Source organism: Curtobacterium sp. MCLR17_058 (assembly GCF_003234705.2).
In the GTDB taxonomy this organism is placed as follows: domain Bacteria; phylum Actinomycetota; class Actinomycetes; order Actinomycetales; family Microbacteriaceae; genus Curtobacterium; species Curtobacterium flaccumfaciens.
The window spans coordinates 1091679-1111627 of sequence record NZ_CP126262.1; the positions used below are offsets into that span (position 1 = coordinate 1091679).

Annotated in this window: 16 protein-coding genes and 2 tRNA genes; 11 read left to right on the plus strand and 7 right to left on the minus strand. The window is 69.6% G+C overall.

Features of this window, described 5'->3' with window-relative positions; genetic code table 11:
* From DEJ11_RS05235 to DEJ11_RS05245, 3 genes are all read left to right on the plus strand, one after another.
* Nucleotides 1-3021: an alpha-mannosidase gene (locus DEJ11_RS05235; protein WP_111102883.1), complete on the plus strand. Its 3021-nt coding sequence runs from the start codon at nt 1-3 to the stop codon at nt 3019-3021.
* Between the two features lie 56 nt (nt 3022-3077).
* Entirely contained in the window at nt 3078-4055 is a 978-nt protein-coding gene (locus DEJ11_RS05240; protein WP_111102884.1) for an endo-beta-N-acetylglucosaminidase H, read from the plus strand.
* A 224-nt stretch (nt 4056-4279) separates the two neighbouring features.
* Entirely contained in the window at nt 4280-4570 is a 291-nt protein-coding gene (locus DEJ11_RS05245; RefSeq protein ID WP_071246689.1) for a DUF1905 domain-containing protein, read from the plus strand.
* A gap of 23 nt (nt 4571-4593) precedes the next feature.
* Here DEJ11_RS05245 and DEJ11_RS05250 read toward each other — a convergent pair.
* Nucleotides 4594-4667: transfer RNA gene (locus DEJ11_RS05250), tRNA-Gly, on the minus strand.
* 54 nt (nt 4668-4721) lie between these two features.
* Between DEJ11_RS05250 and DEJ11_RS05255 the strand changes: the two genes are divergently transcribed.
* From DEJ11_RS05255 to DEJ11_RS05275, 5 genes are all read left to right on the plus strand, one after another.
* Nucleotides 4722-4997: a hypothetical protein gene (locus DEJ11_RS05255; protein ID WP_111054863.1), complete on the plus strand. Its 276-nt coding sequence runs from the start codon at nt 4722-4724 to the stop codon at nt 4995-4997.
* A gap of 94 nt (nt 4998-5091) precedes the next feature.
* Nucleotides 5092-5168: transfer RNA gene (locus DEJ11_RS05260), tRNA-Pro, on the plus strand.
* Nucleotides 5169-5221: 53 nt separating this feature from the next.
* Nucleotides 5222-6529 (plus strand): trigger factor, encoded by a 1308-nt coding sequence (gene tig, locus DEJ11_RS05265; protein WP_027464695.1) that lies wholly within the window; start codon nt 5222-5224, stop codon nt 6527-6529.
* A gap of 167 nt (nt 6530-6696) precedes the next feature.
* On the plus strand, nt 6697-7326 hold the full coding sequence (locus tag DEJ11_RS05270; RefSeq protein WP_071405541.1) for an ATP-dependent Clp protease proteolytic subunit: 630 nt from the start codon (nt 6697-6699) through the stop codon (nt 7324-7326).
* Between the two features lie 26 nt (nt 7327-7352).
* Nucleotides 7353-8012, plus strand: coding sequence for an ATP-dependent Clp protease proteolytic subunit (locus tag DEJ11_RS05275; RefSeq protein WP_027464696.1), 660 nt, complete (start codon nt 7353-7355; stop codon nt 8010-8012).
* 63 nt (nt 8013-8075) lie between these two features.
* Here DEJ11_RS05275 and DEJ11_RS05280 read toward each other — a convergent pair whose 3' ends face one another.
* Nucleotides 8076-8684: a copper resistance CopC family protein gene (locus DEJ11_RS05280; protein ID WP_181440777.1), complete on the minus strand. Its 609-nt coding sequence runs from the start codon at nt 8682-8684 to the stop codon at nt 8076-8078.
* A 50-nt stretch (nt 8685-8734) separates the two neighbouring features.
* Nucleotides 8735-9463, minus strand: a complete 729-nt coding sequence (locus DEJ11_RS05285; protein WP_181440778.1) for a YcnI family copper-binding membrane protein — start codon at nt 9461-9463, stop codon at nt 8735-8737.
* 236 nt (nt 9464-9699) lie between these two features.
* Here DEJ11_RS05285 and clpX point away from each other — a divergent pair, with 236 nt between their 5' ends.
* Complete coding sequence (gene clpX, locus DEJ11_RS05290) at nt 9700-10980, plus strand: ATP-dependent Clp protease ATP-binding subunit ClpX (protein ID WP_017886000.1); 1281 nt, start codon at nt 9700-9702, stop codon at nt 10978-10980.
* A 108-nt stretch (nt 10981-11088) separates the two neighbouring features.
* On the opposite strand, the gene DEJ11_RS05295 is transcribed toward clpX, so the two are convergent.
* Together DEJ11_RS05295 and DEJ11_RS05300 are read right to left on the minus strand one after the other, a co-directional pair.
* Nucleotides 11089-13113: a M3 family metallopeptidase gene (locus tag DEJ11_RS05295; RefSeq protein ID WP_111102887.1), complete on the minus strand. Its 2025-nt coding sequence runs from the start codon at nt 13111-13113 to the stop codon at nt 11089-11091.
* A gap of 228 nt (nt 13114-13341) precedes the next feature.
* The gene (locus tag DEJ11_RS05300; RefSeq protein ID WP_071245042.1) at nt 13342-13923 is read right to left on the minus strand and encodes a TetR/AcrR family transcriptional regulator; all 582 of its coding nucleotides are present in this window, start codon (nt 13921-13923) and stop codon (nt 13342-13344) included.
* A 122-nt stretch (nt 13924-14045) separates the two neighbouring features.
* Between DEJ11_RS05300 and DEJ11_RS05305 the strand changes: the two genes are divergently transcribed.
* Nucleotides 14046-14885 (plus strand): alpha/beta fold hydrolase, encoded by an 840-nt coding sequence (locus DEJ11_RS05305; RefSeq protein WP_111030535.1) that lies wholly within the window; start codon nt 14046-14048, stop codon nt 14883-14885.
* A 152-nt stretch (nt 14886-15037) separates the two neighbouring features.
* Here the strand turns inward: DEJ11_RS05305 and DEJ11_RS05310 are convergent, their stop codons facing one another.
* Together DEJ11_RS05310 and valS are read right to left on the minus strand one after the other, a co-directional pair.
* Nucleotides 15038-15265, minus strand: a complete 228-nt coding sequence (locus DEJ11_RS05310) for a hypothetical protein (RefSeq protein WP_258375289.1) — start codon at nt 15263-15265, stop codon at nt 15038-15040.
* An 89-nt stretch (nt 15266-15354) separates the two neighbouring features.
* Entirely contained in the window at nt 15355-17949 is a 2595-nt protein-coding gene (gene valS, locus DEJ11_RS05315; RefSeq protein ID WP_258375290.1) for a valine--tRNA ligase, read from the minus strand.
* 288 nt (nt 17950-18237) lie between these two features.
* Here valS and proP point away from each other — a divergent pair, with 288 nt between their 5' ends.
* Nucleotides 18238-19803 (plus strand): glycine betaine/L-proline transporter ProP, encoded by a 1566-nt coding sequence (proP, locus tag DEJ11_RS05320; RefSeq protein WP_232536609.1) that lies wholly within the window; start codon nt 18238-18240, stop codon nt 19801-19803.
* Nucleotides 19804-19949: the final 146 nt, after the last annotated feature.

The following is a 19949-nucleotide window of genomic DNA, read 5'->3' on the forward strand; positions in this document are numbered from 1 at the left end:
ATGCACGACGACATCCCCCTCACCACCGGACGCGCCCGACGGGTGCTCGACGAGCGGATCACCCCCGCGGTGCACGCGACCACGACGGCCCTCGAGGCCGCCTGGCACGAGCTGCCGGGGGAGCCGGTCCCGCCGACCGAGGGGCTCGCGCTCACGTTCGAGCCCTACGAGGTCGGCACCCCGTGGGGCGCAGCGTGGGGCACGACGTGGTTCCGGTTGACCGGGACCGTGCCGACCGCGTGGGCCGGACGCCGGGTGGAGGCCGTGATCGACCTCGGCTTCGACAAGAACATGCCCGGGTTCCAGTGCGAGGGACTCGTCTACCTGGCCGACGGCACCCCCGTGAAGTCGATCAACCCGCGCAACCAGTGGGTCCTGGTCACCGAGCGGGCCGAGGGCGGCGAGACCGTCGAACTGTTCGTCGAGGCCGCGTCGAACCCCGTCCTGCTCGACTACCACCCCTTCCTGCCGACGCAGGAGGGTGACGTGCAGACTTCGTCCTCGAAGCGCCTCTACGCCACCCGCCGGATGGAGCTCGCCGTCTTCGAGTCCGAGGTGCACGAACTCGCCCTCGACATCGACGTCCTGCTCGAACTGCAGGCCGAGCTGCCCGCCGGACCCCGACGCATGCGGATCCTGCAGGCCCTCGACGACGCCCTCGACGCGCTCGACCTGCAGCACATCCCGGAGACCGCCGGGGACGCCCGTGCGGCGCTCGCCGAGGTGCTGGCCGCTCCCGCCGAGGCCTCGGCGCACACGATCTCGGCCGTCGGGCACGCCCACATCGACTCCGCCTGGCTCTGGCCCGTGCGCGAGACCATCCGCAAGGTCGCCCGCACCACGTCGACCATGACCGAGCTCATCGACCAGACCGACGACTTCCTGTACGGCATGTCGAGCGCGCAGCAGTACGCGTGGATCAAGGAGCACCGCCCCGAGGTCTACGCCCGGGTCAAGGCCGCGGTCCAGGCCGGCCGGTTCCTGCCGATCGGCGGCATGTGGGTCGAGTCCGACACCGTGATGCCCACCGGCGAGAGCATCGTCCGGCAGTTCTCGCAGGGCCAGCGGTTCTTCGAGCGCGAGTTCGGCATCCGGCCCAAGGGCGTCTGGCTGCCGGACAGCTTCGGGTACTCGCCGGCGCTGCCGCAGCTGATGCGCCGCGCGGGCTTCGAGTGGTTCTTCACGCAGAAGATCTCGTGGAACCAGGTGAACAAGTTCCCGCACCACACGTTCCTGTGGGAGGGCATCGACGGGTCGCGGGTGTTCTCGCACTTCCCGTCGATGGACACCTACAACTCGCGGTTGTCCGGCAGCGAGGTCGCGAAGGCCTCCCGCCAGTTCCGCGAGAACCGGCTCGCCAGCGGCTCGATCGCCCCGGTCGGTTGGGGCGACGGCGGCGGTGGCACCACCCGCGAGATGACCGGCACCGCCGCACGGTTGGCCGACCTCGAGGGCAGCGCGAAGGTCCGCTGGGAGCATCCGGACACGTTCTTCGACCGGGCGAAGTCCGAGCTGGCCGATCCGCCCGTGTGGGTGGGGGAGCTGTACCTCGAGCTGCACCGGGCCACGCTCACGTCGCAGCACGGCACGAAGCAGGGCAACCGCCGGTGCGAGCAGCTGCTCATCGAGGCCGAGCTCTGGGCCGCGACCGCCGCCGCCCGCACCGACTTCGCCTACCCGTACGACGAGCTCGACGCCCTGTGGCAGCAGGCCCTGCTCCAGCAGTTCCACGACATCCTGCCGGGCACCTCGATCGCGTGGGTGCACCGCGAAGCGGTCGAACGCTACGCCGAGACGGCCGCGGCGCTGACGGCGATCATCGACCGGGCGCTCTCGGCGCTCGCCGGTACCGGGGACGCGGCCGTCGTCGTGAACCCGGCCCCGTTCCTCCAGGCCGGTGCACCCGCGCAGGGCGCGGTCGTGGCGACCGACGTGGTGGCGGCGACCGCCGTGTCCCTGACCGAGCAGGACGGCGGGTTCGTGCTGGCGAACGACCTGGTACGGGTCGTGGTCGACGCGCAAGGGCTCGTGACGAGCGCCGTCGACCTGGCGAGCGGGCGCGAGGCGATCGCGGCCGGCCAGGCGGCGAACCTGCTGCAGCTGCACCAGGACTTCCCGAACATGTGGGACGCGTGGGACGTCGACCGGTACTACCGCAACCGCGTCGAGGACCTCGTGTCGACCACCGGGCTGACCGCGTCGGTCGACGAGTCCGGGGTCGCACGGGTCGTCGTGTCCCGGGCGTTCGGTGACTCGACGGTGACGCAGGAGATCGTCCTGGCGCCGGGGTCCCGCACCCTGGAGTTCGACCAGGTGACCGACTGGCACGAGACCGAGAAGTTCCTCAAGGTGGCGTTCCCGCTCGACGTCCGCGCCGAGCACACCGTCGCCGAGACACAGTTCGGCGCGCAGAAGCGGGTGACCCACACCAACACCTCGTGGGAGGCCGCGAAGTTCGAGACCTCGATGCACCGCTACGTGCTGGTGGCCGAGCCGGGCTTCGGTGTCGCGCTCGTGAACGACTCGATCCACGGCTTCGACACCACGCGCGACGCCGTCGACGGGCACGTCACCACCACGGTGCGACTGTCGCTGCTGCGCGCACCGCGGTTCCCGGACCCCGAGACCGACCAGGGCGTGCAGACGCACCGGTACGGCATCGTCATCGGCACCGACCAGCTCGGCGCCACGTCGGCCGGCGTGCGGATGAACGCGGGCGCGCGGACCATCACGGGCGCGCACGGCTTCGAGCCGCTGGTGCAGGTCTCCGGCGACGTCGTGCTGTCGAGCGTCAAGCTCGCCGACGACCGGTCGGGTGACCTGGTCGTGCGCGTCTACGAGCCGTCCGGGCAGCGGGGGACCGGGGGCATCGCGGCTCCGGCCGACGAGGCGACCTTCGGCGCTGGCGTCGAGGTGACCCTGCTCGAGGAACCGCTCGGGGACGCGTCGTCCGACGCCGATGCGTCCTCGTTCGCCGTCGACGCCTACGAGGTCCGCACCTTCCGGTTCCCGCGCAACTGACCGACCAACTGACCGACTGACCGACCGACCGCCCGTCCCACCCAAGGAGGAACCACATGAAGCAGTCCACGAAGTTCAGCATCGCGACCGCACTGGTCGCCATGCTCGCGGCACCACTGGTGCCCGCCGCAGCGTCCGCGGCGCCCTCCTCGTCCGGGTCCAGCCACGGGCACGGACACGGTTCGTCCCACGGCGGCGGGCACGGCCACGGTCATGGCCACGGGCACCAGGCTGCGCCCTCCAAGTCGGGGCCGACGAGCATCGCCTACGTCGAGGTGAACAACGACGAGCTCGCCAACGTCGGGCGGTACACGCTGGAGAACGGCGCGAACGCGTTCGACGTGGCGATCATCTTCGCCGCGAACATCAACTACGAGGACGGCAAGGCGGTCCTGTACAACAACGAGAACGTGCAGCGGACCCTCGACCAGGCGGCCACGCAGATCCGCCCGCTGCAGGCCAAGGGCATCAAGGTGACGCTCTCGGTGCTCGGCAACCACCAGGGCGCCGGCCTGGCGAACTTCCCGACGAAGGCCGCGGCACGGGACTTCGCGGCGCAGGTCTCCGCGACGGTCAAGAAGTACGGACTCGACGGCGTCGACCTGGACGACGAGTACTCCGACTACGGCGTGAACGGCACCCCGCAGCCGAACCAGCAGTCCATCGGCTGGCTCATCAGCGCCCTGCGTGCGGACATGCCGGGCAAGATCATCTCGTTCTACGACATCGGCCCGTCGTCCGAAGCCCTGAAGACCGCGAGCCCGTCGATCGGCGGGAAGCTCGACTACGCCTGGAATCCCTACTACGGCACCTACACGGCGCCGACGATCCCGGGCCTGCCGAAGTCGAAGATCTCCGCCGCCGCCGTCGACATCCAGAACACCCCGCAGGCCACGGCAGTGTCGCTCGCGCAGCGCACGAAGGCCGACGGCTACGGCGTCTTCATGACGTACAACCTGCCGGGAGGCGACGAGTCCTCCTCCGTCTCCTCCTTCACGAAGGTGCTGTACGGACAGGCCGCGTCATACCGCTGACGCGTCCGTCCTGACGGCGACTCGCGCCCCGTGCTCCCCGGCTCCGGCCTGGAGGCACGGGGCGCGTCCGTCGTCCGGCTCCCGCTGCCCGGGGGAGGCACCAGTTCCTCCTCGCGAATGACGGTTCCGGTTCGCAGAACCCGGCGATCGTGAACCGGAACCGTCATCCACCGAGAATAAATACCGACCCGGCGCGCTCGACGCCGCGGCCGTACGATCGCCGCATGGAGCTCGAGTTCCGCGGCGAGGTGATCGAGTGGCGCGGCCCGTCACCGTTCTTCTTCGCCGTCGTGCCACCGGACGCCGCCGAGGTCATCGCCGACCTCGCGCCGGTGCTCACCTACGGGTGGGGTGTGATCCCGGCCCGCGTGACGATCGGCTCGGTGACGTGGACGACGTCGCTGTTCCCGAAGGACGGCGGGTACCTCGTGCCGTTGCGGGCGGCGGAGCGGAAGCGTGCCCGGGTGGAACTCGGCGACTCCCCGGAGATCACCCTGGAGTTCGCCGACCCCTGACGCGCGTGCGCCGAGGGGTTCTGTGGAGGGGATGACGGGAATCGAACCCGCGTAGCCAGTTTGGAAGACTGGGGCTCTACCATTGAGCTACATCCCCGCGCCTGCGCACCCGGCGCAGCCCGACCATCGTAGCGGACGAACGAGCACCGACATGCCGACGCGCGTCATCCCGAAGCCGGACGCCGGTGCCGAGCGCACCATCCGCTGGTCGCGGGTGGTCTCGTACGTGCTGGTGGTCCTCGCCGCCGCGGTGCTGTCCCTCCGTCCCGACCTGTTCGGCGACCCGCAGTCGCAGCCCGCGCACGCACTCCTGCACGTCTGGCGGATCGTCGTCGGACTGCTGCTCGCGGTGGCCGCCCTCGGGGTCCAGGTGGCCGTCGGGATCCGGTGGCGGCGGGGTCTGCGACGCGCCGCGGAGGACGACTGAGCAACCCCCGGGAACAGCGCGCCGTCGGACCGCTAGACTCACCGGGGTCGCATGCGCCCCTCGGCGTGCGCGGCTGATCCCTGGCACGAAGCAACGGGGCGTAGCTCAGCTTGGTAGAGCGCCCGCTTTGGGAGCGGGAGGTCGCAGGTTCAAATCCTGTCGCCCCGACCAGGTCCTCCGAGCACCACCGACCACACGAACGTCAACCAACAGGAGAACATCCCTTGGCCACCAGCACCGTCGACAAGGTGAGCGACACCCGCGTCAAGCTCACCGTGAACGTGACGCCGGACGATCTCAAGCCGAGCATCGACCACGCCTACAAGCACATCGCCGAGCAGATCAACATCCCCGGCTTCCGCAAGGGCAAGGTCCCGCCGGCGATCGTCGACCAGCGCGTCGGCCGCGGCGAGGTCCTGAACCACGCCGTCGGTGACGCCATCGACAACTTCTACCGCCAGGCGGTCGAAGAGCAGGAGCTGCGCATCCTCGGCCGTGCCGAGGCCGACGTCGCCGAGCTGCCGAACGTCGCGGACTTCACCGGCGACCTCGTCCTCACCTTCGAGGTCGACGTCCGCCCCGAGTTCGACCTGCCGGACTACTCCTCGTACGAGCTCACCGTCGACGCCGTCGAGGTGTCGGACGACGAGATCGAAGAGGAGCTGCAGAACCTCCGCACCCGCTTCGGCACGCTCGTGACGGTCGACCGTCCGGCGAAGACCGGCGACTTCGCGCAGATCGACCTCACCGCCAGCATCGGCGACGACGAGGTCGACTCGGCCACCGGCGTCTCCTACGAGATCGGCTCCGGCGACCTGCTCGAGGGCATCGACGAGGCGCTCGAGTCCCTGACCGCCGGTGAGTCGACGACCTTCGAGTCGAAGCTCGTCGGTGGCGACCGCGAGGGCGAGACCGCCCAGATCGCCGTCACCGTCACCGCCGTCAAGGAGCGCGAGCTCCCCGAGGCCGACGACGAGTTCGCCCAGATCGCCAGCCAGTTCGACACCATCGACGAGCTCAAGGCCGACCTCAAGGAGCAGATCGCGAAGTCCAAGACCTTCGGTCAGGGCGCCGCGGCTCGCGACAAGCTCGTCGAGAAGCTCACCGAGGACGTCAACATCCCGATCTCGGAGCAGCTCATCGCCGACGAGGTGCACCGTCACCTCGAGCAGGAGAACCGCCTCGAGGACGAGGAGCACCGCAAGGAGGTCTCCGAGTCCAGCGAGACCGCCTTCCGCTCGCAGATCCTCCTCGACGCGATCGCCGAGAAGGAAGAGATCCAGGTCTCGCAGGAGGAACTGACCCAGTACCTCATCCAGGCCGCCGCGCAGTACGGCATGGAGCCGGCCGAGTTCATCAAGGTCATCGACCAGAACGGCCAGATCCCCGGCATGGTCGGCGAGGTCGCCCGCTCGAAGGCGGTTGCGACCGTCCTGTCCAAGGTGACCGTCAAGGACACCAACGGCGACGCCGTCGACCTCTCCGCCTTCACGGCGGGCGTCGCGCAGGAGCCGGCAGGGGACGCCGAGTAACGATCTCGACGCCACCAGTACGACAGACGGGAGGCGCGGTGCCAGCTGGCACCGCGCCTCCCGTCCGTATTTCCGCACCACCGCATTGCTGTCGGCGAACAGACGAGAACTGGTGCGTTGCACCCGATAAGTTCGACAACAAGCGACAACTGAACGGGAGCTTTTCCATGGCCGAAGCAACACTGAACCCCAGTGTTTTTGACCGCCTTCTGAGAGACCGGATCGTGTGGCTCGGCTCCGAGGTCCGCGACGACAACTCGAACGAGATCGCAGCCAAGCTGCTGCTGCTCGCCGCCGAGGACCCTGAGAAGGACATCTACCTCTACATCAACTCGCCCGGTGGTTCGATCACCGCCGGCATGGCGATCTACGACACGATGCAGTTCGTCCCGAACGACATCGTCACCGTGGGCATCGGCCTCGCCGCGTCGATGGGACAGTTCCTGCTGTCCTCCGGCACGCCCGGCAAGCGCTACATCACGCCGAACGCGCGCGTGCTGCTCCACCAGCCGTCCGGTGGCTTCGGCGGCACCGCTGCCGACATCCAGACGCAGGCCAAGGTCATCCTCGACATGAAGCAGCGCATGGCGGAGCTCACGGCCGAGCAGACCGGCAAGTCGGTCGAGCAGGTCCTCAAGGACAACGACCGCGACAACTGGTTCACGGCGCAGGAAGCGCTCGAGTACGGCTTCGTCGACCACCTCCGCGCCTCGAGCGCCGAGGTCATCGGCGGCGGTGGCACCGTCGGCGACGGCGAGACGCCCACCAGCGCAGCCGAGCCCGACGCCCAGTCCTGATCACCACCGAAGAAAAGGAAACGAGAATGCATCTCCCCATGCTCGGTGGCGCGCAGAACGTCCCGGCTCCGTCCAATCGGTACATCCTGCCGAGCTTCGAAGAGCGCACGGCCTACGGCTACAAGCGCCAGGACCCGTACGCCAAGCTGTTCGAGGACCGCATCGTGTTCCTCGGCGTGCAGGTCGACGACGCGTCGGCTGACGACGTCATGGCCCAGCTGCTCGTGCTCGAGTCGATGGACCCCGACCGCGACATCGTGATGTACATCAACTCGCCCGGTGGCTCGTTCACCGCGATGACGGCGATCTACGACACGATGCAGTACATCCGTCCGCAGATCCAGACGGTCTGCCTCGGTCAGGCTGCCTCGGCCGCGTCGGTGCTCCTCGCCGGTGGCACCCCCGGCAAGCGTCTCGCACTGCCGAACGCCCGTGTGCTGATCCACCAGCCCGCGACCCAGCAGGGTGGCGGTCAGGCGTCCGACATCGAGATCCAGGCGGCGGAGATCCTCCGCATGCGCACCTGGCTCGAGGAGACGCTGTCGAAGCACTCCAACAAGACGCCGGAGGAGATCAACCACGACATCGAGCGCGACAAGATCATGTCCGCGCAGGAAGCCGTGGAGTACGGCCTGATCGACCAGGTCCTCACCAGCCGCAAGAACCTGCCGGCGCTCGTCAAGTAGCACCAGCAGGAACGACGAAGGCCCCGCACCGAACGGTGCGGGGCCTTCGTCGTTGCGCGGTGGTCAGTCCTCGGTGTCGTCGGACTCCGGGGCCGGCTTGCGGCGCAGGAGCAGCAGCACCGCGACGACCACGCCGACCAGCACGACGCCACCGGCGCCGATCCAGATCGCGTCGGACGCCGCCGAGTCGCTCGATCCCGAGGCGGTGCCGGTGGTGGTGTCCGAGCCGGCGTCGTCGTCACCGGCGGTGGCGCAGGTCGGGGGCTTCGCCGCACCCGAGGCCGGGGTGAAGCCCGACGGTGCCTTCCACGTGAAGGGGTACTCGTCGGACACGGTGTGCCCGTCAGCGGAGACGATCTGCCACTCGACGGTGTACTTGCCCGAGTCGCCGAGTGCGGCGGCCGTGGTCATCGACGGCCCCTCGACGTCGACGCAGCCGTCCTCGTAGTACTTGCCGTCGGGGCCGACGATGCGGAACGCGAACCCGGAGCCAGAGTCGCCGATGTCGAGCAGCTTGTCGTTCGTCGTGATGTCGAAGTTCTCCGGCAGCTCGGTCAGGGTGCCGCCGACCTCCGGGTCAGACGAGATCAGGTAGTTGTGCGCGCTGGCCGGACCGGCGAGCCCGAGGACCGCACCACTGGCGATCGCGACGGCCGCGGCGGTCCCGGCCACGAGCCTCCAGGCAGAGGACCGAGGCCGGGACCGACGCGAGCCGCGCTGCGTCACTTGGCGGAGCTCCGACGACGCGTGCCGGCGACGGCGACGACCAGGGCGACGGCGCCGAGCACCAGGCCGCCGAGGCCGAGGAAGCGGCCGACCAGGTCGGGGTCGTTCGAGGCGGTCGAGCCGGCGGCCTCGGCCGTCGGGGTGGCGGCGATCGGGTCGCCGTCGTCGTCCGTCGCCTCGGCGGCGGTCAGCGTGATCGAGGGTGCCGGGTGCTCGGGCTCGGCTTCGCCGGCCTTCTGCTCCTGGTTCCACTCGACGCTGCCCTTCTCGCAGGTCTGGATCGCGGGGAACTCGACCAGGTCACCGGCCTTGCCGTCCGGCAGCGAGAACGAGAGGGCGAAGGTGTCGCGCTCGTCGGCGGGCAGGGGGGTCTTCGCGGTGTACGTGACGCTGGTGACGCGCTCGGCGGCCGTCTCGGCGTGGTCCTCGGCGGAGGCCGAGGCCGACGGGTCGGTGTAGGGCTCGGTCGCCTTCGTGATCGTCCAGTTCGGGTTCACGGTGGGCGTGACCTCGATGACGGACTCCGGCACCTGGAACTGGATCTTCGTCGTGGGGGAGCCGTCGCAGCCGTGCGGGACCGAGAAGGTCGCCGTGGTGTACGAGTTCGCTGCGGTCGACGTGGCCGTGGCGGACACGTGCGCGCTGGCCGCCGTGGCGCTGCCGAGGACGATGACGGCTGCGACACCGAGGGTGACGGCGCCGCCGGCGGCGAGACGCTTCTGCATGGGGTTCCTTCCGGGGTGGTTCTGCACCTGCTGTTCTACAAGATGTAGAGAAGTCCGGATCACCGTAGCAGGCTCGCACGCCCTGGGCGAACGCGCGGGCGGATTCCGGAGGGGCATCGCGGTCGGTGTCACCGGTTGCGGTTAGGCTCGTGTCCACGACGAGGTGCCCACCAGCAGCGGTGCACCAGCGGTGGTGCGACAGCGCGGCCGGCATGTCCAATCAGGGAGGCACGGGAATGGCACGCATCGGAGAGAGCGGCGATCTCCTCAAGTGCTCGTTCTGCGGCAAGAGCCAGAAGCAGGTCCAGCAGCTCATCGCCGGACCGGGCGTCTACATCTGCGACGAGTGCGTCGAGCTCTGCAACGAGATCATCGAGGAACGTCTGGCCGAAGCCGGCGAGGACACCTCGAGCGGGGACTTCGAACTGCCCAAGCCGCGGGAGATCTTCGACTTCCTGCAGGAGTACGTCATCGGGCAGGACCCGGCGAAGCGCGCCCTCGCCGTGGCTGTCTACAACCACTACAAGCGCATCCGGGCGCAGGGCCAGATCACCGCCGCCGAAGACCGCGACGACATCGAGATCGCCAAGTCGAACATCCTGCTCATCGGCCCGACCGGCTGCGGCAAGACGTACCTGGCGCAGACCCTGGCGAAGCGCCTCAACGTGCCCTTCGCCGTCGCGGACGCCACCGCCCTGACCGAGGCCGGCTACGTCGGCGAGGACGTCGAGAACATCCTCCTCAAGCTCATCCAGGCCGCCGACTACGACGTGAAGCGTGCCGAGACCGGCATCATCTACATCGACGAGGTCGACAAGATCGCCCGGAAGGCCGAGAACCCGTCGATCACCCGCGACGTCTCCGGTGAAGGCGTGCAGCAGGCGCTGCTCAAGATCCTCGAGGGCACGGTCGCCTCGGTCCCGCCGCAGGGCGGCCGCAAGCACCCGCACCAGGAGTTCATCCAGATCGACACGACGAACGTGCTGTTCATCGTGGCGGGTGCGTTCGCCGGGCTCGAGGACATCGTGTCCTCGCGTGTCGGCAAGCGCGGGATCGGCTTCGGGGCACCCCTCCACAGTGCGACCGACCACCAGGACCTGTACTCCGAGGTGCTGCCGGAAGACCTGCACAAGTTCGGTCTGATCCCCGAGTTCATCGGTCGTCTGCCCGTCGTCACCACGGTGTCGCAGCTCGACCAGGCGGCTCTCATGCAGATCCTGACCGAGCCGAAGAACGCGCTGGTGAAGCAGTACCAGCGGATGTTCCAGATCGACGGCGTCGAGCTCGAGTTCGACCAGGGTGCGCTCGAGGCCATCGCGGACCTCGCGGTGCTGCGCCAGACGGGTGCCCGCGGGCTCCGGGCGATCCTCGAAGAGGTCCTCGGCCCGGTGATGTTCGACGTCCCGTCCGACGACGACGTGGCCCGCGTGGTGATCACCCGCGAGTCCGTGCTCGAGAACGCGGCGCCGACGATCGTGCCGCGGCCCCGGGCCAAGCGCGTCGAGAAGTCGGCGTAGCCCTCCGAAACCAGCGAACGGACACAGCACCACGGGAATCCGTGGTGCTGTGTCCGTTTCGTGGTGCGGTGCGGTGCGGTGCGGTGCGGTGCGCGGGCGCGGGCGCGCCTACTCGAGCCCGCGGCGCCGCAGCAGCGGCCCGACCTCGGCGTCGCGGCCGCGGAAGTCCCGGTACGCCTCGAGCGGGTCCTTCGCCCCGCCGACCCCGAGCAGACGCTCGGCGAACCGCTTGCCGGCCTCCCGGTCCAGCCCGCCGTTGTCGCGGAACCACTCCACCGTGTCGGCGTCGAGCACCTCGGACCAGATGTACCCGTAGTAGCCGGCGTCGTACCCGCCCGAGAACGTGTGCGCGAAGTACGTCGACGAGTAGCGCGGCGGCACTGCCTCGACCGCGATGCCGGCGGACTCCAACGCAGAGCGCTCGAAGTCCTCGACGGACGTCACCGCCGCGGCGTCGGCTGCCGACAGCCGGTGCCACGCCTGGTCGAGCAGTGCTGCGGCGAGGTACTCGGTCGTGCCGAAGCCCTCGTTGAACCCCTCGGACTCGCTGAGCCCCAGGACGAGCTCGGGCGGCAGGAGTGCTCCGGTCTCGTGGTGCTTCGCGTAGTTCGCCAGCACGGACGGCCACGACAGCCACATCTCGTTCACCTGGCTCGGGAACTCGACGAAGTCCCGCTCGACGTTCGTGCCGGAGAACCGCGGGTAGGTGGTGCGGGCGATGAGGCCGTGCAGGGCGTGGCCGAACTCGTGGAAGAGCGTCTCGACCTCGTCCTGGATGAGCAGGGTGGGGGAGCCGGCGGACGGCTTCGCGACGTTGAGGTTGTTGACCACGACGGGCAGGGTGCCGAGCAGCTCGGACTGCTCGACGACCGGGTTCATCCACGCGCCGCCGCGCTTGCCGTCGCGCGTGTAGAGGTCGAGCAGGTACAGCCCGACGGGCTCGCCGGCGTCGCCGGTGACCTCGAAGACCCGGACCTCGTCGTTGTAGCCGTGCAGGTCCGGGCGCTCGGCGAAGGTCAGGCCGTACAGGGCGCCGGCGGCGTGGAAGACCCCGTCGTGCAGGACCCGGTCGGCCTCGAAGTACGGGCGGAGCGCCGTGCTGTCCGCGGCGAACTGCTCGCCTCGGAGGATCTCGGTGGCGTACGCCCAGTCCCACGACTCGATGTCGAACCCGACCGTGCGCGACCGGACCGCGCGCTCGTCGTCGGCGTTCCGTGCCGCGGCGCCGACGAGCGAGGACAGCAGCCCGTCCACGGCCTCGGGGGTCTTCGCGGTCTCGTCGGCGGTGACCACGGCGGCGTGGTTCGGGAACCCGAGCAGCTCGGCGCGCTCGGCGCGGAGCCGGACGATGCGGAGCAGCACGTCGCGGTTGTCGTACTCGTTGCCGCGACGACCGCGGGCGAGCGAGGCGCGCATGATCCGCTCGCGCAGGTCACGGTTGGCCAGTGACGACAGCCACGGGTGTCCGGTGTAGAGCGGCAGCGTGATGAGCCAGCCGTCGAGGCCCCGGTCGGCGGCAGCGGCTGCCGCGGCGGACTTCGCCCCGTCGTCGAGCCCCTCGAGCTCGTCCTCGTCCGTCACGTGCACGGCGGAGTCGTTGGTGTCCTCGAGCAGGTTCCGCTCGAAGGTCGTCGTGAGGGTCGAGAGCTCCTGGTTGATCGCGGTCAGACGCTCCTTGCCCGCGTCGTCGAGGCCCGCGCCCGCCAGGGTCATCTCGGCGTGGGTCCGCTCGACCAGGCGCAGCGCCTCACCGGTCAGCCCGGCGGCTTCGGCACCGTCGAGCACCTCCTGCACGCGGGCGTACAGGCGGGAGTCGAGCGTGATCGCGTCGCGGTGGGCGGCGAGGAGCGGGGAGACCTCGGCCTCGAGGTCGTGCAGCTCCGGGGTCGAGTCGGCCGACGACAGCGTGAAGAACACGTGGCTGACGCGGGTCAGCAGCTGCCCGGATCGCTCGAGTGCGACCAGGGTGTTCTCGACCGTCGGGGCGTGCGGGTCGGTGGCGATGGCCTCGACCTCGGCGCGCTGCTCGGCCATGCCGGCCTCGAACGCCGGTCGGTAGTGCTCGAGTCGCACGTCGCCGAAGGGCGGCAGGGCGTAGGGGAGGGTGCTCGGGACGTCGAACGGGGTTGCCATCTGCCCACCCTATGCACGGGTGCTGGAGTCCGTTCCTTCCCATGACGCCCGGACTGGGAAGCGGGATCGGGCGTCCCTGGTCGAAAGAACGTACCCGGTACGCCCGGAACGACCAGGGACGCCCGGAACGACCCGGCAGGCGCCCCCGCGCCCGGCGCGACCAACAGACGGACGGGAGGCCCGTGGCGGCGCCGCCACGGGCCTCCCGTCCGCATCGCTGGTCGCGTGTCAGCGCATCGCGGCGTCGATCAGGGTCACCGCGGCACGGCGCGCGTGCGCGGCCGGCGCCGTGGTGCCGGCGATGGCCGCGGTGGTCTGCGCGCCCTCGGCGAGCAGTGCGAGCTGCGCGGCGAGTTCCTCGGCGTGCTCGGGGTCGGCGACGACCTCGGCGGTGAGTCGCTGCACGAACTGCTGGAACGAGTCCTTGTGCTCGCGCGCGATCTCGGCGACGGCGGGCGAGGTCGCACCGAGCTCGCCGAACGCGTTGATGAACCCGCAGCCGCGGAACGTGTCGTCGCCGAACCACGACTCGAGGAAGTCGTAGACCGCCAGGAGCTTGTCTCGCGGGCTGGTCGCAGCCTCGACCGCGCCGTGCACACCCTGCTCCCACATGTCGTGGCGGCCGGCGAGCACCGCGGCGATGAGCTGCTCCTTGCCGGGGAACGCCGCGTACAGCTTCTTGAGGGAGACCCCTGCGCCCGTGCGGATCTCGTCCATCCCCACGGACTGGATCCCGCGCGTGTAGAACAGCTGGTCCGCGACCTCGACGATGTGTGCTCGGACGTCCGGCTCGACGGTGCTGGTGGCCATGTGTGTACCCCGTTCCCTGAGTGTTCACCGTTCTCGACTTGCGCCGGGAACGGGCGTTCTCTACTGTAGTCCACATCGGCGGAGAACGATCGTTCTCCGCGATACTCAGGGAAGGAACGATCATGGGTGCCATCACCGTCGGAACCGAGAACAGCGTCGACATCGAACTCCACTACGAGGACAAGGGCCAGGGGCAGCCGATCGTGCTGATCCACGGCTTCCCCCTCGACGGCAACTCGTGGGAGGGGCAGGTCCCGATGCTCCTCGAGGCCGGCTACCGCGTCATCACGTACGACCGCCGCGGCTTCGGCCAGTCCTCCCAGCCGTCCACCGGCTACGACTACGACACCTTCGCCGACGACCTGCACACGGTCCTGACGACCCTCGACCTGCGCGACGTGATCCTCGTCGGCTTCTCGATGGGCACCGGCGAGATCGCCCGCTACATCGGCCGCCACGGTGAGGACCGGATCGCGAAGGTCGCGTTCCTCGCCTCGCTCGAGCCGTTCCTCGCGATCACCGACGACAACCCCGACGGCGCTGGCCCGATGTCGTTCTTCGAGGGCATCGCCGCCGACGTGGCGAAGGACCGTTACGCGTACTTCACGAACTTCTACCAGGACTTCTTCAACCTGTCGGAGAACCTCGGCACCCGCATCTCCGAGGAGCAGGTCCGCAACGCCTGGAACATCGCGGCCGGCTCCGGCTCGATCGCGTCCGCGGCCGCACCCCTGACCTGGCCGACCGACTTCCGTCAGGACATCCCGAAGGTCACCGTCCCCGCCCTGATCGTGCACGGTACGTCGGACAACATCCTCCCGATCGACGCCACCGGCCGACGCTTCACCCAGGCGCTGCCCGCGGCGGAGTACGTCGAGATCGAGGGCGCCCCGCACGGCCTGCTCACCACGCACACCGCCGAGGTGAACGAGGTCCTGCGCACCTGGCTCGCCGAGTCCTGATCCCTCGGCGATCACGCGGGCGCTCCCCGGCGGGGGCGCCCGCATCGTGAGCACAAATGGTCGGGTTCCCACCGGGGACCCGACCATTTCTGCACTCCAAGCGCGCCGCGCAGCGAGCAGAGCGCGCCGCGCGCCGCGCAGCTCGCCGCGCGCTAGTCCTCTTCGCCTGCGTCGTCGGGGTTCGTCACCTGGGCGTGCCCGGCGTCGTCGAGGTGGATCGAGGTGCCGTCGTCGAGCTCGACGATCGGCTTGCCCTCCAGGAACGTCAGGGTCCACCCCCAGGTCCCCGTGTCGACGGACTCCGCCGCGAGCTCGTCCTCGACCCCGCGCACGGCGACGACCATTGCCTCGGGCAGTCGCGCAGGCGGCTCCCCACTCACGTTCCAGCGTGTGCCCAACTGCATCCGTGCCTCCAGTCCGGTGGTTGACGGGCCGGGTCACCAAGGCGACCCGGCCCGGACAACCGACGTTACGCCTGCTGCTCCGCGAGCTCGATCTCGGTGACGGCGAGCTCGTCGCCGTCGACGAACGACAGGTTCTCGATGCGGCCGACGGCCGCCAGGTCGACCGCCGCGCGCTCGATGAGCACCCGCGTCTCGGCGGGTGCCGCGACGACCGCACGCGTCACGGGCGTCTTCTGGGACGCCTTCGCCGCCGTCTTCGCACCGCGGATCCCGATGAGCGCCTGTCCGACGGCCGCGAGCAGCCCGGTGGGGGCCGCGTCGGTGGGCAGGTCGGCCGCGGTTGGCCAGGAGGCCCGGTGCACGCTGGTGTCGTGGGTCCAGGCCCACACCTCTTCCGTCGCGTACGGGAGGAACGGTGCCAGCAGGCGGAGCAGCACGTCGATCGCGCCGCGCAGCGCCAGGACGGCGCTCGCCTGCGTCTCGTGCGTCGCGTCGGACGCGGTGCCGTAGGCACGCTCCTTCACGAGCTCGAGGTAGTCGTCGCAGAACGTCCAGAAGAAGCGCTCGGTGATCTCGAGGGCACGGGCGTGGTCGAACCCGTCGAACGCCGCGGTGGCCTGCTCGACGACCGCACCGAGCTCGGCGAGCATGTCGACGTCGAGCGCCTCGGTGACGCTCGTGGCGCCCTCGGGCAGCGGGAAGCCGTAGACGAACTTCGCCGCGTTGAGCACCTTGATCGCCAGACGACGGCCGACCTTGATCTGCTTCGGGTTCTGCGGGTCGAACGCCGCGTCCGTGCCGAGCTTGGAGGAGGCCGCCCAGTAGCGGACCGCGTCGGCACCGTGCTGCTCGAGGATGGACAGCGGCGTGACGACGTTGCCCTTCGACTTCGACATCTTCTTGCGGTCGGGGTCCACGATGAAGCCGGAGATGGAGGCGTGCTTCCACGGCACCACGTCGGCCTCGAGCTGGCTGCGGAGCACAGTCGTGAACAGCCAGGTGCGGATGATGTCCTGCGCCTGCGGGCGGACGTCGTACGGGTACACCAGGTCGTAGAGCGCCGGGTCGGTCTCCCACTTGCCCGCGAGCTGCGGGGTGAGCGACGAGGTGGCCCAGGTGTCCATGACGTCGAGTTCGCCCTGGAACCCGCCGGGCACGCCGCGCTGGTCCTCGGTGAAGCCGGGGGCGGGCTCGGAGGCCGGGTCGACGGGCAGCTGTGCCTCGGTCGGCACGATCGGCTGGTCGAACACCGGGTTGCCGTCGGCGTCGAGCGGGTACCAGACGGGCAGCGGCACGCCGAAGAAGCGCTGGCGCGAGATGAGCCAGTCGCCGGACAGGCCACCGACCCAGTTGTCGTAGCGCACGCGCATGAAGTCCGGGTGGAACGCGATCTCCTCGCCGCGCCGGCGGAGCGTGCTCTTCAGCTGCTCGTCGCGCGCACCGTTGACGATGTACCACTGGCGGGTCGACACGATCTCGAGGGGCTTGTCGCCCTTCTCGAAGAACTTCACCGGGTGCTGGATGGTCTTGACGTCACCGATCAGCTCGCCGGACTCGGTCAGCGCGTCGACGACGACCTTCTTGGCCGAGAACACGGTCTTGCCGGCCATCTCGGCGTAGAGCTCCCGGCCCGTCGTGGACCCGATCCAGGCGGGTTCGTCCGAGCGCACGCGGCCGTCGAAGCCGATGATCGCGCGGTTCGGCAGCTGCAGCTCGCGCCACCACACGACGTCGGTGGTGTCACCGAAGGTGCAGACCATCGCGATGCCGGCGCCCTTGTCCTTCTGCGCCAGGTGGTGTGCGAGCACCGGGACCTCGACGTCGAACAGGGGGGAGCGGACCGTGGTGCCGAAGAGGTCCTGGAACCGCTCGTCGTCCGGGTGCGCGACCAGGGCGACGCAGGCCGGCAGGAGCTCGGGGCGGGTGGTCTGGATGACGACGTCGTCGCCGCCGTCGGTGCGGTGGAAGGCGATGCCGTGGTACGCGCCGGGCATCTCCTTGTCCTCGAGCTCGGCCTGTGCGACCGCGGTGCGGAACGTGACGTCCCACAGGGTCGGGGCGTCGGCCTGGTAGGCCTCGCCGCGCTCGAGGTTGCGCAGGAACGCGCGCTGGGCGCTGGCCCGCGAGGTGTCGTCGATGGTGCGGTACGACTGGGTCCAGTCGACCGACAGGCCGAGCGTGCGGAAGAGCTCCTCGAACTGCTGCTCGTCCTGCACGGTCAGGCGCTCGCACAGCTCGATGAAGTTGCGGCGCGACACGGGCAGCTGGTCGGCGGCCTTCGAGGACTTGCCGTCCCCGCCCTCGAACGGCGGCGTGAACTCGGGGTCGTACGGCAGCGTCGGGTCGCAGCGGACGCCGTAGTAGTTCTGCACACGGCGCTCGGTGGGCAGACCGTTGTCGTCCCAGCCCATCGGGTAGAAGACGTGCTTGCCGCGCATGCGCTCGAACCGGGCCTTGAGGTCGGTGTGCGTGTACGAGAACACGTGCCCGATGTGCAGCGAGCCGGAGGCGGTGGGCGGCGGGGTGTCGATCGACCAGACGGCGTCACGGTGACCGGCGGCGTCGCGGTCGAAGCGGTAGGTGCCGTCCTGCTCCCAGACCGGCCCCCAGACCTGCTCCAGTCCGTCGACGCTCGGCTTCTCGGGCATGGGCTTGGTCATGGGTGTGCCTTCCGTACGTGTGTGCGGCACCGAGTCCGTGATGAGGTGCCTGAGTGTTCCGCGCCTGACGCGCGGTGCCCCAATCGTAGCGGCCGCGCACGCGTACGCAGGCGGAGGAACCGGTCGGACGCGGCCATCACCGAGCAGCGCCTAGCACACCGAACTGTCGGACACGCCCGGAGCCTGCTAGTCTTCCTGGGTTTGTCCGGCGAGCGCAGGGTTCGCAGGAGCTGCAACGTCGCCGTCCGCCGGACGCCCGAAGGAAGCACCGCACCCCGGAGGAACGACTTGGCACCGAACAACGCACCCCACCCGCACGGCGATCGGCCGTTGCGCACGAAGGGCGCCGCGAAGCGCGCTCGTCGCGATCTGACGAAGGACGACGTCACCGTCGTCGAGGAGTCGCTGCTCAAGCGTGCCGTCGCGGCTGCCGCGCTCGGCAACGCCATGGAGTGGTTCGACTTCGGCATCTTCGCGTACCTGACGGTCACCATCTCGCAGGTGTTCCTGCCGCAGGGCGACCCGGCCGCGAACATCGTCGCCACGTTCGGCTTCTTCGCCGCAGCGTTCATCGTGCGCCCGATCGGCGGTGCCGTGTTCGGCCCGATCGGCGACAAGATCGGCCGACAGAAGGTCCTCGCGCTGACGATGATCCTGATGGCCGCCGGCACGCTCATGATCGGCCTGATCCCGTCGTACGACACGATCGGCTTCTGGGCCCCGGTCCTGCTGCTCGTCGCCCGCTTCGTGCAGGGCTTCTCGACCGGTGGTGAGTACGGCGGCGCCGCGACCTTCATCGCCGAGTACTCGCCCGACAAGCGCCGCGGCTTCATGGGCTCGTGGCTCGAGTTCGGCACCCTCGCCGGCTACGTGCTCGGCGCCTCGATCGTCACCGGCCTGCAGTTCGGCCTGTCCGAGGACGCCCTGCTCAGCTGGGGCTGGCGCATCCCGTTCATCGTCGCGGGCCCCCTCGGCCTGATCGGCCTCTACCTGCGCCTCAAGCTCGAGGAGACCCCGGCGTTCCAGAAGCAGCAGGAGCAGGCCGCCGAGCGCGAGGGCCAGAAGACCCCGTTCCTCAAGCTCTTCGCCGAGAACTGGCGCTCGCTCATCATCTGCATCGGCCTGGTCCTGGTCTTCAACGTGACCGACTACATGCTGCTGTCGTACATGCCGACCTACCTCGAGCAGAACCTCGGCCAGAACGCCACGTTCGGCCTGATCCTCATCGTCATCGTGATGCTGCTCATGATGGTCGTCATCACGTTCGGCGGTCGACTGTCCGACAGGTTCGGGCGCCGTCCGGTGCTCGCCGCCGGCTGCATCGGCTTCATCCTGCTGTCCTGGCCGGCCCTCAAGCTGGTCCAGACCGGCACCGGTGTCGGCGTCTTCGCCGGCCTGTTGATCCTCGGCGTCGTGCTGGTCACGTTCACCTCGACCATGCCGTCGACGCTGCCCGCGCTGTTCCCGACGATCATCCGCTACGGCGCCCTGGCGATCGCGTTCAACGTGTCCGTGTCGCTCTTCGGCGGGACCACCCCGCTCGCGACCGCCGCGCTCATCAACGCCGCGAAGGACGCCGGGTACGGCTGGGCCGAGGACATCCCCGCGTTCTACCTGATGCTCGCCGCCGTGATCGGCCTGGTCGCGGTGTACTTCACCAAGGAGACCGCCGCGAGCCCGCTGATGGGTTCCGGCCCGACGGTCGGCTCCGAGGACGAGATCGCCGGCGTCATCGAGGACTACAACGACCCGACGTCGGAGCTCGCGCAGTCCGACTGGGCGAAGGACTTCTCGACGAGCGAGATCCCGATCATCTCGGCCGACGCAGCGCAGAAGGAACCCTCCGGTTCCTGACCACGGGGCCGCCCCGCGGCAACCCGGCCAGGAGGCCCGGTGCACGTTCCGTCTCGGAACGCGCCCCGGGCCTCCTGGCCGTTCAGGGCCGTCGGTGACGTCACGCGCGCAGCGACAGTCCACGGGCAGGAGCGCGCGTGGACTGT